This is a genomic window from Pseudomonas sp. HP_14 (genome assembly GCF_055283875.1).
On the sequence record NZ_JBTOQI010000043.1, the window covers coordinates 216,079 to 231,995 of the forward strand.

The 15,917-nt window shown below is 59.5% G+C and carries 16 protein-coding genes; 15 read left to right on the forward strand and 1 reads right to left on the reverse strand.

The features are described 5' to 3' along the window. The first annotated feature begins 34 nt into the window (after positions 1 to 34). From gspE to ACYASS_RS22840, 12 genes are read left to right on the forward strand one after another with little or no spacing between them, the layout of a single operon-like run. Positions 35 to 1,771, forward strand: coding sequence for a type II secretion system ATPase GspE (gene gspE / locus ACYASS_RS22785; protein ID WP_463587772.1), 1,737 nt, complete (start codon positions 35 to 37; stop codon positions 1,769 to 1,771). Further along, on the forward strand, positions 1,768 to 2,970 hold the full coding sequence (gspF, locus tag ACYASS_RS22790) for a type II secretion system inner membrane protein GspF (RefSeq protein ID WP_463587773.1): 1,203 nt from the start codon (positions 1,768 to 1,770) through the stop codon (positions 2,968 to 2,970). The genes gspE and gspF overlap by 4 nt, the downstream gene beginning before the upstream one ends. Positions 2,971 to 2,994: 24 nt before the next feature. Next, a complete protein-coding gene (gspG, locus tag ACYASS_RS22795) occupies positions 2,995 to 3,426 on the forward strand; it encodes a type II secretion system major pseudopilin GspG (RefSeq protein ID WP_122666578.1) in 432 nt (143 codons plus the stop codon). A gap of 9 nt (positions 3,427 to 3,435) precedes the next feature. Further along, entirely contained in the window at positions 3,436 to 3,873 is a 438-nt protein-coding gene (locus tag ACYASS_RS22800; protein WP_080238180.1) for a GspH/FimT family pseudopilin, read from the forward strand. Then, entirely contained in the window at positions 3,870 to 4,247 is a 378-nt protein-coding gene (locus tag ACYASS_RS22805; protein ID WP_243248365.1) for a type II secretion system protein, read from the forward strand. Before ACYASS_RS22800 ends, ACYASS_RS22805 begins: the two co-directional genes overlap by 4 nt. Continuing rightward, positions 4,244 to 4,864 carry a prepilin-type N-terminal cleavage/methylation domain-containing protein gene (locus tag ACYASS_RS22810; protein ID WP_122666581.1) on the forward strand — a complete coding sequence of 207 codons (621 nt, stop codon included), beginning with the start codon at positions 4,244 to 4,246 and terminating at the stop codon, positions 4,862 to 4,864. Before ACYASS_RS22805 ends, ACYASS_RS22810 begins: the two co-directional genes overlap by 4 nt. Beyond that, positions 4,861 to 5,595 (forward strand): type II secretion system minor pseudopilin GspK, encoded by a 735-nt coding sequence (locus tag ACYASS_RS22815; protein WP_463587774.1) that lies wholly within the window; start codon positions 4,861 to 4,863, stop codon positions 5,593 to 5,595. Before ACYASS_RS22810 ends, ACYASS_RS22815 begins: the two co-directional genes overlap by 4 nt. Then, entirely contained in the window at positions 5,592 to 6,665 is a 1,074-nt protein-coding gene (locus ACYASS_RS22820; protein WP_463587775.1) for a type II secretion system protein GspL, read from the forward strand. Before ACYASS_RS22815 ends, ACYASS_RS22820 begins: the two co-directional genes overlap by 4 nt. Then, a complete protein-coding gene (gspM, locus tag ACYASS_RS22825) occupies positions 6,640 to 7,275 on the forward strand; it encodes a type II secretion system protein GspM (protein ID WP_463587776.1) in 636 nt (211 codons plus the stop codon). The genes ACYASS_RS22820 and gspM overlap by 26 nt, the downstream gene beginning before the upstream one ends. Next, positions 7,272 to 7,796: a hypothetical protein gene (locus ACYASS_RS22830; protein WP_463587777.1), complete on the forward strand. Its 525-nt coding sequence runs from the start codon at positions 7,272 to 7,274 to the stop codon at positions 7,794 to 7,796. Before gspM ends, ACYASS_RS22830 begins: the two co-directional genes overlap by 4 nt. A gap of 1 nt (position 7,797) precedes the next feature. After that, complete coding sequence (gene gspD, locus ACYASS_RS22835; protein ID WP_463587778.1) at positions 7,798 to 10,137, forward strand: type II secretion system secretin GspD; 2,340 nt, start codon at positions 7,798 to 7,800, stop codon at positions 10,135 to 10,137. A 60-nt stretch (positions 10,138 to 10,197) separates the two neighbouring features. Next, on the forward strand, positions 10,198 to 10,923 hold the full coding sequence (locus ACYASS_RS22840) for an alpha/beta hydrolase (RefSeq protein ID WP_463587779.1): 726 nt from the start codon (positions 10,198 to 10,200) through the stop codon (positions 10,921 to 10,923). Positions 10,924 to 11,059: 136 nt separating this feature from the next. Here ACYASS_RS22840 and ACYASS_RS22845 read toward each other — a convergent pair whose 3' ends face one another. Next, a complete protein-coding gene (locus ACYASS_RS22845; protein ID WP_463587780.1) occupies positions 11,060 to 12,961 on the reverse strand; it encodes a sigma 54-interacting transcriptional regulator in 1,902 nt (633 codons plus the stop codon). Positions 12,962 to 13,200: 239 nt separating this feature from the next. Between ACYASS_RS22845 and ACYASS_RS22850 the strand changes: the two genes are divergently transcribed. The 3 genes from ACYASS_RS22850 to ACYASS_RS22860 all read left to right on the forward strand — a co-directional run bounded on the left by ACYASS_RS22850 (position 13,201) and on the right by ACYASS_RS22860 (position 15,907). Continuing rightward, positions 13,201 to 13,683, forward strand: coding sequence for an MSMEG_0572/Sll0783 family nitrogen starvation response protein (locus tag ACYASS_RS22850; RefSeq protein ID WP_027900808.1), 483 nt, complete (start codon positions 13,201 to 13,203; stop codon positions 13,681 to 13,683). Between the two features lie 186 nt (positions 13,684 to 13,869). Continuing rightward, the gene (locus ACYASS_RS22855; RefSeq protein ID WP_463587781.1) at positions 13,870 to 14,838 is read left to right on the forward strand and encodes a Nit6803 family nitrilase; all 969 of its coding nucleotides are present in this window, start codon (positions 13,870 to 13,872) and stop codon (positions 14,836 to 14,838) included. Next, positions 14,825 to 15,907, forward strand: a complete 1,083-nt coding sequence (locus ACYASS_RS22860; protein ID WP_463587782.1) for an MSMEG_0568 family radical SAM protein — start codon at positions 14,825 to 14,827, stop codon at positions 15,905 to 15,907. Before ACYASS_RS22855 ends, ACYASS_RS22860 begins: the two co-directional genes overlap by 14 nt. The last annotated feature ends 10 nt before the right edge of the window (positions 15,908 to 15,917 follow it).

Sequence of the window (15,917 nt, forward strand, 5' to 3'; positions counted from 1 at the left end):
CTTGCTCCTTCGATCTGTACAGATGCCCGCACCTATGTTGTCAGCCCCCGTCGATACCTCCCGATTAGTGATCCCCGATGCCGAGCAGGTGTGCGCGTGGCTGATGGAAAATGCCGGTCTGAAGACCGTTGATCTGGAACGTGCCCGGCGTTTGGCTCAGGAATCGGCTCAGGAATCTGAAGCTGCCGAGCTGTTGGGCCTGCTGACTCGATTGGGTCTGGTCTCCGAATTTGAGTTGGCCCGTGCCTGGGCGGCCTTGCTTGATGCACCGCTGGTACTCGCCGAGTCCGCGCCACCACTGCTTGACCCATTGCCACCGTTGACCGAGCGCTTCATGCGCCACTACCAGATCGTGCCGCTGGGCTGGAGTGACGGTGGCTTGCGCGTGCTGGCGGCCAATCCACATCTGCTTTATCCGTTCCAGGCAGTAGCTTATGCCTGCGACGTGCCGGTGTGGCTTTCCGTAGGGCCGCGCAACGAAGTCGAAACGCTCATCGAGCGTTATTACGGCCAGGGCCGTTCAGCCATGGGCACGCTGATCGAGAACCTCGACGAAGAGGGCGGCTCGCTTGAAGACATTGAACACCTGAAAGACATGGCGTCCGAGGCGCCGGTGATTCGCCTGGTCAACCTGATCCTGCAGCGCGCCGTTGAACATCGGGCATCGGACATTCATATCGAGCCGTTTGAAAGCCAGCTCAAAGTCCGTTACCGCATTGACGGTGTACTGCACGAAGCCGAAGCGCCGCCGTCCAGTTCATCGGCGGCGGTGATCTCCCGCGTGAAGATCATGGCCCGGCTGGACATCGCCGAGCGCCGCTTGCCACAGGACGGTCGGATCATGCTGCGGATTCAAGGTAAAGAGCTCGACTTGCGGGTGTCCACCGTGCCTACCAGTTTTGGTGAGTCGGTGGTCATGCGTCTGCTGGATCGGCAGACCATCAACTTCGACTTCCCGAGCCTCGGTTTCGATGGCGAACGCCTCGACGAATTTCTGGAAGTACTGGAACGTCCTCACGGCATCCTGCTGGTGACCGGGCCAACCGGTTCCGGTAAAACCACCACGCTCTACACCGCGCTATCCCGGCTTAATACTGCCGAGCGCAAGATCATCACCGTTGAAGACCCGGTTGAATATCAACTGGAAGGCATCAACCAGATTCAGGTCAAACCGTCTATTGGTCTCGACTTCGCTGGTGCCCTGCGCTCCATCGTGCGTCAGGACCCGGACGTGATCATGATCGGTGAGATGCGTGACCTGGAAACCTGCCGCATCGCGATTCAGTCCTCGCTCACCGGTCACTTGGTGCTCTCGACCCTGCACACCAACAGCGCCGCAGCGAGTATCACCCGCTTGCTGGACATGGGCGTCGAGAGCTACCTGATTGCCTCAACCGTGAACGGCATTCTGGCGCAGCGCCTGGTGCGTCGTCTCGATCCAGCGACCCGCGAAGCTTTTGAAGCGCCGCCTGAATTAATAGAAGAGCACGGACTTGATCGTTTTACTGACGAACGTCCCATCATGCTGTACCGTCCACGCCCCGATGCGCCCGGCGGCGGTTATCGCGGACGAAGCGCGATTACCGAATTGCTGGTCATGAATGAAGAACTGCGCAGTTTGCTGATGCGTCATGCCGACGCGTCGACCCTTGAACAAGCCGCTCGCCGTGGCGGTTTGCGTACCCTGCATGAAGAAGGTCTGCGTCAGGCCGTTGCCGGTGTCACGTCTCTGGAAGAAGTACTGCGAGTCACCCGTGGTGAAGGCAATTGAGCCTGTTCAAGTTTCGCGCGCTGGACAGCCAGGGTGTCGCTCAGAACGGAACGCTGGACGCCAAGGATCAGGACACGGCCGTCAGCGTTCTGCAAAAACGTGGCTTACTGGTCCTGCACATTGAAGCTGCTGGCATGGGTGGTCTGCGCAATGCGCTGGGTCGAGGCATGCTTAACGGCGCGGCACTGGTCAGCTTTACTCAGCAGTTGGCGACATTGCTGGGGGCCGGTCAGCCCCTGGAGCGATCGCTAGGCATTTTGCTCAAACAGCCCGGCCAACCGCAGACGCGCGCGCTGATCGAGCGTATCCGCGAGCAGGTCAAGGCAGGTAAACCGTTGTCGGCAGCGCTGGAAGAGGAGGGCAGTCAGTTTTCCTCTCTCTATATAAGCATGGTCCGCGCGGGCGAAGCGGGCGGCGCGCTGGAAAGCACCTTACGGCAACTCAGCGACTACCTGGAGCGCAGCCAGTTGCTGCGTGGCGAAGTCATCAATGCGCTGATTTACCCGGCGTTTCTGGTGGTAGGCGTGCTGGGTTCTCTTGCATTGCTGCTGGCCTACGTGGTGCCGCAGTTCGTGCCTATCTTCAAGGATCTGGGTGTGCCGATCCCTATGATCACTGAAGTGATTCTCGGGCTGGGCGAGTTTTTAAGCGCGTATGGGCTGGCGGTGCTTGCCGCAATTATCGCGTTGATCTGGTTCACGGCCGTGCGCATGCGCGACCCGCAAAGACGTGAGCGCCATGACCGACGTGTGCTGGGTATTCGCATCATCGGCCCGCTGCTGCAGCGGGTCGAAGCGGCACGTCTGGCCCGGACACTCGGGACGTTGCTCAGCAATGGCGTTGCCCTGCTGCAGGCGCTGGTCATCGCCCGGCAGGTCTGTACCAACCGGGCGTTGCAGGCCCAGGTGGCGCAGGCCGCCGAATCGGTAAAAGGTGGCGGGACGCTGGCAAGCGCTTTCGGCGCGCAACCGCTGCTGCCTGACCTTGCACTGCAAATGATTGAAGTCGGCGAACAGGCCGGTGAGCTGGACAGCATGCTGCTCAAGGTCGCCGACGTGTTCGACGTCGAGGCCAAGCGCGGCATCGACCGCATGCTCGCGGCGCTGGTACCGGCGCTGACCGTGGTCATGGCCGGAATGGTGGCGGTGATCATGTTGGCGATCATGCTGCCGCTGATGAGCCTGACCAGCAATATCTGAATTTTCGAAAGAGGAACGATCCTGATGAGCTTCAGCCGTAAACGCTTTAAACCTGGCCGCAAACAAAACGGCTTCACCTTGCTGGAAATGCTCGCGGTCATCGTGCTGCTGGGTATCGTCGCCACCATCGTCGTGCGTCAGGTCGGCGGTAACGTCGACAAAGGCAAATACGGCGCGGGCAAGGCGCAACTGGCAAGCCTGAGCATGAAAATCGAAAGCTATGCGCTGGACGTCGGTTCGCCGCCCAAGTCTTTGCAACAGCTGGTCGAGAAGTCCGGCAATGCCTCTGGCTGGGCTGGCCCGTATGCCAAACCTTCGGACCTGAAAGATCCGTTTGGCCACGCGTTCGGCTATCGCTTCCCTGGTCAGCACGGCACTTTTGACCTGATCTTTTTCGGCCAGGATGGCCAGGCAGGCGGCGAAGGTTACAGCGCCGACCTGGGCAACTGGGAATAAACACCGATCATGAACAGTCGCGCTGCAAGCCGTGGTTTTACCCTGATGGAAATGCTGGTGGTCATCGTTCTGATGAGCATCGCCATTGGCCTCGTAGGGTTCGGTTTACAGCAGGGCCTGAGCGCGGCGAAAGAGCGCCAGACCGTCGGACAAATGGTCAACGCCTTACGCGCCACACGGGTCAAGGCGATTGTCACCGGACAACCGGCGCGGACCGTTTTTGATCTCAGGTCGAAAGCCTTCCAGGCCCCGGACCAGCGTATTCATCACTGGCCGCCGGAGTTGCAGGTGACCTTGCAGACAGCTGCGGAGATGGGCTCGACTGTCGAGTTCTACCCGGACGGCGGTTCCACCGGCGGCAACCTGACTCTGGTTAATGGTGACCGGCGCTGGCGCATCGACATCGGCTGGCTGACCGGCAGCGTGCAGTCCAAGGCGTTGCCATGAGCGGCGGCAGCCAGGGTGGTTTCACCTTGCTGGAAATGCTCGCAGCGCTGACCGTGATGGCGGTTTGCAGCAGCGTGCTGTTGGTGGCCTTTGGTCAGAGCGCGCGCTCCTTGCAACAAGTGTCGCAGAGCGACCGGCTGACACATGCCGCGCGTACGATCATGGATCAAGAGGCTGCCGGTCCGCTGGAAAGCGGTACAAGGCAAGGCGTCCTGGCGGGCGACATCAGTTGGCAGCTGGATATTCAGCAGATGCCGGGGCGTAATGGTCAGGCGCGGATGTTCCGACTGGATCTGGACGTGCGTGAACACCAGCGCAGGGCGCAGTTCAGCACACTCAGGTTACGTGGCGCCGTCACTGGAGCGGGCTCTTGAGACCGGCACAGCGTGGTTTCACGCTGCTGGAAATCATGTTGGTGCTGAGCTTGTTGGGCGTGTTGTTGACCCTGGTGGGCGGTGCGATGTTGGGCGCCAATCGGGCGGTGCTCAAGGCTCAGCGTTACACCACCAGCCTGGACGAGATGCGTGCTGCACAGAAATTCCTGCGCAGTTCCATCGGGCAGGCGCTGCCGCTGGACAGTTCGGAAGATGACAGCGAAAGTAGCGGCTTTTTTGTCGGCTCAGCGCAACGTTTGCAGTTTGTGGCGACGTTGCCAGGTGAATTGGGCGGCGGCATTCAACTGCACACCCTTGAGGTGAAGGACCACGATTTACAGGTGGCCTTCGCGCAGATCCTGAGCACGGCGGATGGCACGACGTCCAGGCCTTGGGGCGATCCGCAAGTGCTGATACGTCATGTTGAGTCCTTGAATTTGAGTTACCGCGGTGTAACGCCCAAGGGCGAACCTACCGGCTGGATGGCCGACTGGCCTTGGCCAACAAGGCTGCCAAGGGCCGTACGCATTGATGCGAAAGTTAACGGGCCGGTGCCGTGGCTGACTGAGGTTGTGGCGCTGCGTCTGGACCTGTCTGGCGGAGCCGGGGGCCAATGAGGTCTTCATCTGGCCAGCAGCGCGGCGTCGCTTTGCTGCTGGTGTTGTGGGCCTTGGCGCTGCTCAGCCTGTTGCTTGGTGGCCTCGCCAGCTGGGTTCAACTGGAAAGCCGCCAGGCATTGTGGGCGCGTCAACACACACAGGCGCAGTTGGCTGCGCAGGCTGGTCTGGCCATGGCAGTACAAGGCTTGAGTGACCCGCAACAACGTAAACGCTGGATAGCCGACGGCCGGGAAGTCGCTTTGCGCTTTGATGATGCACAACTGCGCGTCAGCGTACGCAGCGAGCGTGGCAAGCTGGACTTGAACAGTGCCGTGGTCGGCGATATTGCCCGTCTGGCCCAGGCCTGCGGGGCAGGGAAAGATCAGGCCACCGCAATGGCTCAAGAGATTGAAAGTCGTCGCGGCTCAGGGGCGCCGCCGCTGCGAGTGATTGAAGAAGTCCGGCAATTGCCGGGGATGACTCAGGCGCTTTACAGCCGGATGTTGCAGGAGGTGACGCTATGGAGCGGGCTGGATCGACCGGAGCCAGCATTTGCTTCGCCTTTGTTGCGGCGAGCCTTGAACCTGCCGAATCAGAGTGCGGTGGGCAGCGATCCGGGAGAAGTATTAATGATTGAAAGCTACGCGCTACGTCCCGGCGGGTTTCATGCCGAGCTGCAGACCACTGTTTTATTGAGCCCATCGGAGGGAAGCGCACAGCCTTATCGGGTGCTGCGTTGGCAAGAATGAATCGATTATTTTCAGCGCGGCAGATGACATTGCCTGCGCCCCTATTGGCCTTTGCCGAGCGCATTGCACAGCAGTGGCGCGGCAGTCTGCTGCAACGCGGCTGGCGTTTATGGCTGGTGGAGCTGCGGGCTTGCATGCCGGAAAAAATGCAGCGGTTGTTGATTCACGACACACCGCAGCATCTGCATGCCTGGCCATTAGTCGCGCCCTTGCCTGTGCTGTCGTCCAGTGTGCAACAGATTTTGCTATTGCCCCCGTCAGCCGTGCTGGTGCAAACCTTGCAGCTGCCTTTGGCTGCGGCCCGCGATTTGAACACCGTCGTCGGTTACGAGTTGGATCGTTTCACGCCGTTTGACGCCTCGCAGCTATATTTTGTTGCCCGGCAAGAGAAACGTAGCGGGGCATTTATTCAGGTCACGCTGGTGGCGATCCTGCGGGAACGCCTGGATGCGATTCTCAATGAATGCGCGGCACTCGGCTTGCAACCCCACGCCGTAGACGTGGGTAACGACGAGTCTTCACGGTTGCAGGTTGACTTGCTTCCAGCGCCTTTGCGTCCGCGTCAGCAGCGTAATGGCCTGGGGCTGCAACGCAAGCTTCTATGGCTCTGCGGCGGCCTGTTGCTGGTTGCCATGCTGCTCTGGCTCAACAACCGTCAGCAGCTTTTAGATGAAATGGAGAGCACGGTACAGGCGCAAAGAGCTCAGGTCGCGCAGATCCAGAAAATCCGCCAGCAGTTGACCAACACCCGCGGTGCGGCCAGTTACCTCATACAGCGCAAAGCCGCCCAGCCTACTTTCGCTGCGCTGCTTAACGAACTGACGGCCTGCTTGCCGCGTGACACCTGGATTGATCAATTTGAAATCAATGACAGCGCCGAAGTTTCGTTTTCTGGCCAGAGCGCCAAGGCCAGTGCCTTGATCAGTCGGGTCAAGGACTGCCACAGCCTGGATAACGCCCAGTTCCAGGGGGTTATCCAGCCTGATCCGCAAACCGGCAAAGACCGCTTTTCACTGCGTGCCCATCTGCATCAGGAGGCCGCCCATGCGCCGACCACTGACCAGCCGTGAACGGCGAGGTGCCGCGTTGATCGTCCTGGCGCTGGTACTGTGTTTCGCTTACTGGCTGCTGATTGACAGCTGGTTTGCCGGGCCGCTCCGCGACATAGATACCCAGGCCGAACAGCTGCGTGAACAGCAACAGCGTTACGCCGGTTTGTTGAGTCAGGGTGACGCGCTAAAAAAACAACTGGAGCAGGCGCGTAATGATCCGGCCAGCAGCACCAGCCTGCTGCCTGGTGATGACCCCAGCGCGGTGGCTGCAGACTTGATGCAGCGTATCGCCGACCTGATCAGCAGTCACGCCACGACAGGTGGTGGCTGCGCGCTGACCCAGCGCATGCCGATCACGCCTGAGCAGGACAGCGCAGAGCCGTATCGTCAGGTGAAGGTGAGTCTGACGCTGGAGTGCGCCATTGAACCGCTGACCGCTATCCTGCATGAGCTGGAGTATCAGCGACCCTTCCTGTTCATCGATGAAATGAGCGTGCGCCGTGGTGCTGATGCGCCGAGTAAAGGCGGAGCTGGCAAGCTGGTCGCGCATATGCTGGTACGCGGTTATCTGCAACCTGCAGGTGCTGAAGAGGCATCGCAAGAAGCATCCGAAGAGGAGGCTCAATGATCGGTTCATTGCGCTCCACCGAATGGGGCTTGATTGGTCTGGCGGCTGTTCTCGGCCTGGTTATCACCGCCATTGTCAGTGGTGCCGCCAACTCACCGGACTGGTTGCCGGAACAAGCACCACGTTCGTTAAACAACAAGGCAGACAAAGCCCATGTTGCGCCGACGGCGACGTTGCAAAGTCTTGCGCAAACCTGGCAGACGCCATTGTTCAGCACTGACCGGACGCCGGACCGCTCTGTTGGCAAGGCCCAGGCGTCGAGCCTGGCTGGCTTGACCCTGACCGGGATCATGATCGACGGCGACCTGCGCGTTGCCATGATCAAGCGCGCTGACGGACCACCGCTGAAGGTTCACCAGGGTGACTCACTGCCCAACGGCTGGAAGCTTGAAAAGCTGACCCCGATGCAAGCCGATTTTTCCTCCGATGGCCGCACTCAAAGCCTGGCGCTGCGTGCGCTGCGCCTGCCGCCGCCGTCCAAAACACCACCGATTTCTCTTCCTCGCGAGTCCACTCAGTAAAATGGCTACTTCTTCAGGCGTTCGTCAATTCCCTCGCTTGCGCACCCCCGTGTTGTGCCTGGCCACAGCTGTCGCCCTCGGCGGCTGTGCTACCGCGCCCAACAACTATGATCAAGACAGCGACATGTTGCGCGAGGCCCTGCAGGGTACTGGCTCACAACGTCCGCCGGTTGATCCGCGCAGTGAGCAGGCTCCGCAGGAAGCGTCACAGCCTCAACCCGCCACTGCGCCCACGCGGCAATTGATTCGTGGTAATCAGCAGTTCGTCCGCAAACCGTCGTCAGTTTCTTCGCCAGCACCTGCTGCCCGGGATTCTGAAACCGGCGATATCGTGTTCAACTTCACCAATCAACCCATCGAAGCCGTGGTCAACAGCATCATGGGGGATCTGCTGCAAGAGAATTACAGCATTGCCCAAGGCGTTAAGGGTGACGTGAGTTTCTCCACCTCAAAACCGGTCAACAAGAAGCAAGCGTTGTCGATTCTCGAGACGCTGCTGTCCTGGACCGACAACGCCATGATCAAGCAGGGCAATCGCTATGTGATCCTGCCTGCCAACCAGGCCGTGGCGGGCAAGCTGGTGCCGGAAATGGCCGTGTCCCAGCCTGCTGCGGGCATGTCCGCACGCCTGTTCCCGCTGCGCTATATTTCGGCTACCGAGATGCAGAAACTGCTCAAGCCGTTTGCCCGGGAAAACGCTTTCCTGCTGGTTGATCCGGCGCGCAACGTGTTGAGCATGGCCGGTACTCCGGATGAGCTGTCCAACTATCAGGACACCATCGACACCTTTGACGTCGATTGGCTGAAGGGCATGTCGGTGGGTGTGTTTGGTTTGCAGCGCGCCTCGGTGGGCGAACTGATGCCCGAACTGCAGAAGATGTTCGGTCCCGACAGCGGCATGCCGCTCGCGGGTATGGTGCGTTTCCTGCCGATCGAAAGGACCAACTCGGTGGTGGCGATTTCTTCGCAGCCTGAATACCTGCGCGAAGTCGGCGACTGGATCCGTACCATTGATGAAGGCGGCGGCAACGAGCCGCAAATGTACGTCTACGACGTTCGCAATATGAAGGCCACTGACCTCGCCAAGTACCTTCGGCAGATCTACGGCAACGGTGCAATCAAAGACGATTCGGCAGCCAAGGTTGCGCCGGGTCTGCGCACCCGTTCACTGTCGTCGTTGAGCTCGGGTGGTACCTCCAACGGCATGAACAACAGCACCGGCGGCTTTGGCGGCATGGGCGGTGGCATGGGCGGTGCGAGCGGTGGCATGGGGATGGGTAACAACCAGAGCCAGGGCATGGGCAGCGGCGACGAAGAGCAGGACAGCGAAGGCAGCGAAGAAAGCCTCGACAGCGAAACCGATGGCGGTATGGGGCAGGGCGGCGGCACTGGTAATGCGCCCAAAGGCATCGATGCCAGCACCCGCATCACTGCGCAGAAGAGCAGCAACCAGTTGCTGGTTCGTACCCGCCCGGCGCAATGGAAGGAAATCGAATCCGCCATCAAGCGCCTCGATAATGCGCCGCTGCAAGTGCAGATCGAAACGCGGATTCTTGAAGTCAATCTGACCGGCGAACTCGACCTTGGCGTGCAGTGGTATCTTGGGCGTCTGGCGGGCAACACGGGCACCACCAACATCTCCAATGTCGCTGGTAGCCAGGGCGCATTGGGTGGCGGAGGCCTGGGGGTTCAGAATTCTTCGTTGTTTTATTCGTTTGTCAGCAGCAACTTGCAGGTCGCCTTGCGCGCGCTGGAAACCAACGGCCGTACCCAAGTGCTGTCGGCGCCGTCTCTGGTGGTGATGAACAACCAGCAGGCGCAGATTCAGGTTGGCGATAACATCCCGATCAGCCAGACCACAGTCAATACGACCAACTCCGATACCACCCTGAGCAGCGTCGAGTACGTGCAGACCGGTGTGATTCTGGATGTCGTGCCTCGGATCAATCCGGGCGGTCTGGTGTACATGGACATCCAGCAGCAAGTCAGTAATGCGGATACATCGTCCATCACCGAGACGCAGACCAATCCGAGCATTTCGACTCGCTCGGTGTCGACCCAGGTTGCCGTACAAAGCGGCCAGACAGTACTGCTCGGCGGCCTGATCAATCAGAACAACGCCGAGAGTGATAGCTCGATACCTTATCTGGGCAGAATTCCCGGCCTGCGCTGGTTGTTCGGCACCACCAGCAAATCCAAGGCTCGCACCGAGCTGATCGTGCTGATTACGCCGCGTGTGATCACCAGCAGTAGTCAGTCGCGTCAGGTAACGGATGATTACCGTCAGCAAATGCAGTTGCTGCGTCCGGAGAAGGTCAGTCACACTGGTATTACTGACTAACCTGTATGCCCACTCAGCGCTGACCTGAAAACAGGCAGCGCTCACCCGAGGTCACGATTCATGCTGAAAGTGTTCGCCTTCATGTTGTTCGCTATGTGCGGGCTGGCCCAGGCCGAAGAACCGTTACTCAGCGATTTGCCGCTCAAGTATGTTGCACAGGCCAGCACTGAGACAAAAGACAAGCCGCTGATCATCTTCCTGCATGGTTACGGCGGCGACGAAACCAACCTGATCAGTTTCACCGCTGCGCTGCCCCGCGATTACAACTACCTGTCGGTGCGCGCGCCGCTGAAGGCTTATCAAGAGGGTTACCAGTGGTTCAATCAGCGCCCCGAATCTGCTTACTACGATGGCAAGACCGAGGACCTGAAAAGCAGCGGGCAAGTGCTTGAGCAATTCATCGAGCAGGCAACCCGCAAATACCAGACACGACCTTCGAAGGTCTTTCTGGTGGGCTTCAGCCAGGGCGCAATGATGAGCTACGAGGTGGTTCTGCGTCATCCTGGGCTGGTCGGCGGTTTTGCTGCCTTGAGCGGGCACATGCTGCCGGTGCTCAAGGCCGAACTGAAGCCTGACCCGGCGCGGCAAAAACTGGCGGTGTTCATCGGCCATGGCGCTGTCGACACGCTGATCCCGGTGCAAGGCGCAAGCGATGCCGAGGCTTACCTGAAAACCCAAGGCATCACGCCGCAGTTTCATGCTTACGCTGGTTTGCCGCATGGCGTAAACGAGGCCGAGGTCAGGGATCTGGCGGCCTGGCTGGAGAAAGTTGTTAACGCTCGTTAACGGGATGATTGCACAGCGTCTATCGGTTAGCGCTGAGTCAGGTAGGAGGCAACTTGTTGGCGAGAGGGCTTGATGTGGTGTTTCAGGCCTGCCGCTTCGCGAACAAGTTCGCTCCTACCGGTCTGGGCTTGCATCCTTAAACGATGATATCCAGCCGCTTCAATCGCGAAGCCAGCGTCGTTGGCTTCAACCCCAGTAATTCTGCCGCACCACCCTTACCAAACAGCTTGCCATTACTGGCCTTTAGCGCCGCCTGCATGTTGCTGCGTTCCAGTTCTCGTACCTGCGCGTCAGTCATGATGCTGCCTGCTGTTGAAAGCTGGGCGAGCGGTGCTTCGGCTTTATGGGGTTCGTCCGGGAGGTCCATGTTCAGGTCCGCACCGTGGGAGGTGATGAGCGCTCGTTCGATGACGTTCTGCAACTCACGGATATTGCCTGGCCACGAATAGCGCTGCAGGCGCTCGATGTCACTGTTGCGCAACCGGCGGCCCGGCATGTTCAAGCGTTTGGCGGTCTGCTTGAGGAAGTGCGCAGCCAGTGGCGCGATGTCCATGGGGCGCTCGCGCAGGGCCGGGGACTGGATGGGGAAGACGTTAAGGCGGAAGTACAAATCCTCACGAAAATGCTTGGCGGTCACCTCCTGACGCAAGTCCCGGTTAGTCGCGGCGATGATGCGCACGTCGACCTTGCGCGTACGTTCTTCGCCGACCCGCTCGAATTGCCCTTCCTGTAAAACCCTTAACAGCTTGCTCTGCAACTCCAGCGGAATCTCGCCGATTTCGTCAAGGAACAGCGTGCCGCCATCCGCCAGTTCAAAGCGTCCGACACGGTCACGAATCGCCCCGGTAAACGCGCCGCGAATATGGCCAAAGAACTCGCTTTCAAACAACTCGGTAGGAATCGCTGCGCAGTTGACGCGAATCAGCGGGTTGGCGCTGCGTCGACTGGCTTGATGGATCGCCCTTGCAATCAGTTCTTTGCCGGTGCCGGACTCGCCATTGATTAATACGCTGGCATCGGTAGGCGCGACCACGTCTATCTGTTTGATGATTTTCAGGATCGGCTCGCTCTGGCCGACGATTTCCCGGAAGTTATGCTCGATGTGGATTTCTTCCTGCAGATAGGCGTTCTGCTCTTCGAGACGCTGCTTCAGCACTTTGAGTTCTTCCAGCGCGTTGTGCAGCTGGTTTTCCGTGGTGCGCCGCTCGGTGATGTCGCGGAACACCACCACCGCACCGGCAATTCGCCCGTCGGCAATCACCGGCGTGCTAGTGAATTCCACCGGGAACGAGCTGCCATCCCGACGCCAGAACACTTCCTGACGACCTTCATGAACCACGCCATCGCGTACCGCTTTGTAGATCGGGCAGTCTTCTACCGGGTAATGGCTGCCGTCGGCGTGGGTGTGATGGTGAATGCGGTGGATGTTCTTGCCAATCATGTCCGCCGGTTCCCAGCCCAGCATCCGTGCGCCCGCCGGGTTGACGAAGGTGGCCAGGCCATCTGTGTTGATGCTGTAAATGCCGTCGCCCACCGCGCTGAGCAGCAACTGGTTATCGCGCTCGGTTTCCTGGAACAGGTTGAGAATGTTGCGCCATTCCAGCAGCCCGCCGCGCATGGTGCGTTCGGTGTGGGCCTGATCACGCTGGTACTTTTCATGGCTGGCTTCGCGCATGACCAGAATCAACTGTGGGTTACCTTTGACCTGCAAAATAGTCGCCGACAATTCCAGCTCGATGCGCTCACCGGTTTTGCAATTGCAGCTCAAGTCTTCGGTCCAGCCGCGGCCTTTATTCATGACGGCTTGAGTAAACACGATCAGGTCGGCCAGTTGATGACCGAACAATTTGCTGACCGGCAGCTCCAGCAGCTCCTGGCGTGGATAGCCGAGCAGCTTGCAGGTGGCCACGTTCAGGTCGCCGAAGCGATCTGCGACAGGGTCCAGCAGCGCGATGGCCTCGGCGCAGTGTTCGAACACCATGTGCCGCGAGGAATAGGCCAGGTCGGCCCAGCCGGTCAGTGAGTCTGGCTCGCTCATTACGGAATCTCGTGATTTAGCGCTACGAAGAATCGTATTTCTACGGGAATGCGTAATCCAGCGATAGGCTCAGAAAGGCCCGTAAAAACCGGATCAGATTTGAATGTTCAGTCTAATCATGGGTTTAGCTGTTCTGCGGATATCGTTTTTATTTTTGGCACGGCGTTCGCTCTAGTCCTGTTGTCACCCCGGCGGTTCCAAGCCGCTGATAAAAACATGACTCACTGGAGAACGACGATATGCCAAGCGTGGACATTGCTCACTATCAAGACGGCGACTTCCTGGTCAATTACGAAGAAAAAGTCTTCGAGGACGTCAAAGCCGAACCCGGCGAAAAAGCCCTGCTCACGTTTCACACCATCGCTTTCGAAGGCTCCATTGGCCTGGTCAACATGCTTCAGGCCAAGCGCCTGCTGCGTAAAGGCTTCGAAACCAAAATCCTGTTGTACGGGCCGGGCGTGCAGCTGGGTGTGCAGCGTGGTTTCCCGACGCTGGGTGCAGAAGCCTTCCCCGGCCATCTGGCGGTGAACAACCAGATCAAAGCGTTCATGTCCGAAGGCGGCGAAGTCTACGCCTGCCGCTTCGCCTTGCAGGCCCTCTACGGCCAGACCGAAAAAGCCCTGATCGAAGGCATTCGTCCCATCAACCCGCTGGACGTCATGGACCTGCGCCTGCTGATGCGCCGCGAGGGCGCGATGATTATCGATACCTGGACGGCTTGAGATCGAAAGATAGATACAAACCCTGTGGGAGCGGTGCTTGCCCGCGATGGATTCAACCTGATTTACAGGCATGCGCCGAGTCATCGTTTATCGCGGGCAAGCACCGCTCCCACATTTGGATCTCGTTTCAATTCAGATTTTTGTGTGTCGTTGATGAAAGCCGCCCAAATTTTCAGGACCTCCACCATGACCACCATCCGCGCCGCCGCCGTTCAGTTCAGCCCGGTGCTGTACTCCCGGGAAGCCACAGTCGCCAAGCTTTGCAATACGTTGCTGGCGCTGGGGCGAGAAGGTGTGCGGTTCGCGGTTTTTCCGGAAACCGTGGTGCCGTACTACCCCTATTTCTCCTTCGTCCAACCGCCATTCGCCATGGGCAAGGAACACCTGAGGCTCCTTGAGCAATCCGTGACGGTGCCCTCTGACGTGACCCGGCAGATCGGTGACGCTTGCCGAGAGGCCGGGATCGTCGCGTCTATCGGCGTCAACGAGCGTGATGGCGGCACGATCTACAACGCGCAGTTGCTGTTCGATGCTGACGGCACGCTGATTCAGCACCGCCGCAAGATCACCCCGACGTACCACGAGCGAATGGTCTGGGGGCAGGGCGATGGCTCTGGCTTGCGTGCGGTGGACAGTGCCGTCGGGCGCATTGGCTCGCTGGCTTGTTGGGAGCATTACAACCCGTTGGCCCGCTATGCGTTGATGGCCGATGGCGAGCAGATTCATGTGGCGATGTTCCCCGGCTCGTTGGTGGGGGACATTTTTGCCGAGCAGATCGAAGTGACCATCCGCCATCACGCCCTTGAGTCAGGCTGCTTTGTGGTCAACGCCACAGCCTGGCTGGATGCCGATCAGCAAGCACAAATCATGCAGGACACCGACTGCAGCCTGGCACCGATCTCTGGCGGGTGCTTCACGGCCATTGTCTCGCCGGAAGGCAAGTTGCTCGGCGAGCCGCTGCGTTCCGGTGAAGGTTGGGTGATTGCTGATCTGGACCTTGCGCTGATCGACAAGCGCAAACGAATGATGGATTCAGTGGGGCATTACAGTCGCCCGGAACTGCTCAGCCTGCTGATCGACCGTACACCCACGGCTCATGTGCATGAGCGCGCTTCACAGTTGAAAGCCGAGGAGCTTGCCCATGCAGACCAATGAATTGCTGGCAGAGCTGCAGTGCCACGGGGTGCGCTGGCCCGCCGCGCAGAACGGCTTGTCGCGGCAAGGCGGAGCAGGGCCATCGGACCACAAGGCGCTGAGTTTCGGCAGCCGGACCATGATGGTGCCGATCCTCAATCAGGCCTCTCAGGATTCGCCCTATCAAGCGCAACCCAGCGAAGACGGCAGTCAGGCACTGATTTTTCGTCAGGGCTTGCAGGTCGGTCAGGTACAGATGCCGGGCGTGCCGAAGTTTTACGGATTGAGCACCGATGACGGCATTCCGTATTGGAAAATCGCCACATTGCACAGCAGTGACGTGCTCGCGACGACCGTTCTGCAGCACTGCATCCGGTTCAATGATCGTGGCACTTCGTGTCAGTTCTGCGCCATCGGCCAGTCTCTCGCTGCTGGCAAGACCATTGCTCGCAAACGTCCGCAGCAACTGGCTGAAGTGGCAAAAGCGGCGGTCGAGCTAGATGGCGTCAAGCACATGGTGATGACCACCGGCACACCACAAACGCCTGATCGCGGCGCAGCCATTCTGTGTGAGTCCGCCGCTGCGGTGACCGCCGCCGTCGATCTGCCGATTCAGGCGCAATGCGAGCCGCCGGATAACGACACCTGGTTCACGCGTTTGCGTGACAGCGGTGTAGTGTCCCTGGGCATGCACCTGGAGGCGGTCACCGACGAGGTTCGTCAGCGAATCATGCCGGGCAAGGCTGAAGTGCCCCTGACACGCTATTTCGAAGCGTTCAGCGCGGCGGTCGAGGTGTTCGGTCGCGGCCAGGTCAGCACTTACATTCTTGCTGGCCTGGGCGACAGTGAGGCCGCGATCACCGAGATGAGTGAGCGTTTGTGCGAGCTGGGTGTGTACCCGTTCGTGGTGCCTTTTGTACCCATCGACGGCACGCCACTGGCCCGTCATCCCAAACCCGACAGCGCCATGATGGCCCGTCTGTATCCACAAATCGGCGCAAGCCTGCGTCGTCACGGTCTGCATTCCGAGCAAATCAATGCCGGTTGCGCCAAGTGCGGCGCGTGTTCGGCCCTGAAGAATTACGAATAAGCGGTTCATC

Bases quoted from the DNA above. Each gene is read 5' to 3' on its own strand.
- ACYASS_RS22850 (WP_027900808.1), top strand. From the start codon at position 13,201: ATGCCAAGCGTGGACATTGCTCACTATCAAGACGGCGACTTCCTGGTC.
- ACYASS_RS22830 (WP_463587777.1), top strand. From the start codon at position 7,272: ATGATCGGTTCATTGCGCTCCACCGAATGGGGCTTGATTGGTCTGGCG.
- ACYASS_RS22815 (WP_463587774.1), top strand. From the start codon at position 4,861: ATGAGGTCTTCATCTGGCCAGCAGCGCGGCGTCGCTTTGCTGCTGGTG.
- ACYASS_RS22820 (WP_463587775.1), top strand. From the start codon at position 5,592: ATGAATCGATTATTTTCAGCGCGGCAGATGACATTGCCTGCGCCCCTA.
- ACYASS_RS22845 (WP_463587780.1), bottom strand. From the start codon at position 12,961: ATGAGCGAGCCAGACTCACTGACCGGCTGGGCCGACCTGGCCTATTCC.
- ACYASS_RS22805 (WP_243248365.1), top strand. From the start codon at position 3,870: ATGAGCGGCGGCAGCCAGGGTGGTTTCACCTTGCTGGAAATGCTCGCA.
- ACYASS_RS22840 (WP_463587779.1), top strand. From the start codon at position 10,198: ATGCTGAAAGTGTTCGCCTTCATGTTGTTCGCTATGTGCGGGCTGGCC.
- gspE (WP_463587772.1), top strand. From the start codon at position 35: ATGTTGTCAGCCCCCGTCGATACCTCCCGATTAGTGATCCCCGATGCC.
- ACYASS_RS22855 (WP_463587781.1), top strand. From the start codon at position 13,870: ATGACCACCATCCGCGCCGCCGCCGTTCAGTTCAGCCCGGTGCTGTAC.
- ACYASS_RS22800 (WP_080238180.1), top strand. From the start codon at position 3,436: ATGAACAGTCGCGCTGCAAGCCGTGGTTTTACCCTGATGGAAATGCTG.
- gspM (WP_463587776.1), top strand. From the start codon at position 6,640: ATGCGCCGACCACTGACCAGCCGTGAACGGCGAGGTGCCGCGTTGATC.
- ACYASS_RS22860 (WP_463587782.1), top strand. From the start codon at position 14,825: ATGCAGACCAATGAATTGCTGGCAGAGCTGCAGTGCCACGGGGTGCGC.
- gspG (WP_122666578.1), top strand. From the start codon at position 2,995: ATGAGCTTCAGCCGTAAACGCTTTAAACCTGGCCGCAAACAAAACGGC.
- gspD (WP_463587778.1), top strand. From the start codon at position 7,798: ATGGCTACTTCTTCAGGCGTTCGTCAATTCCCTCGCTTGCGCACCCCC.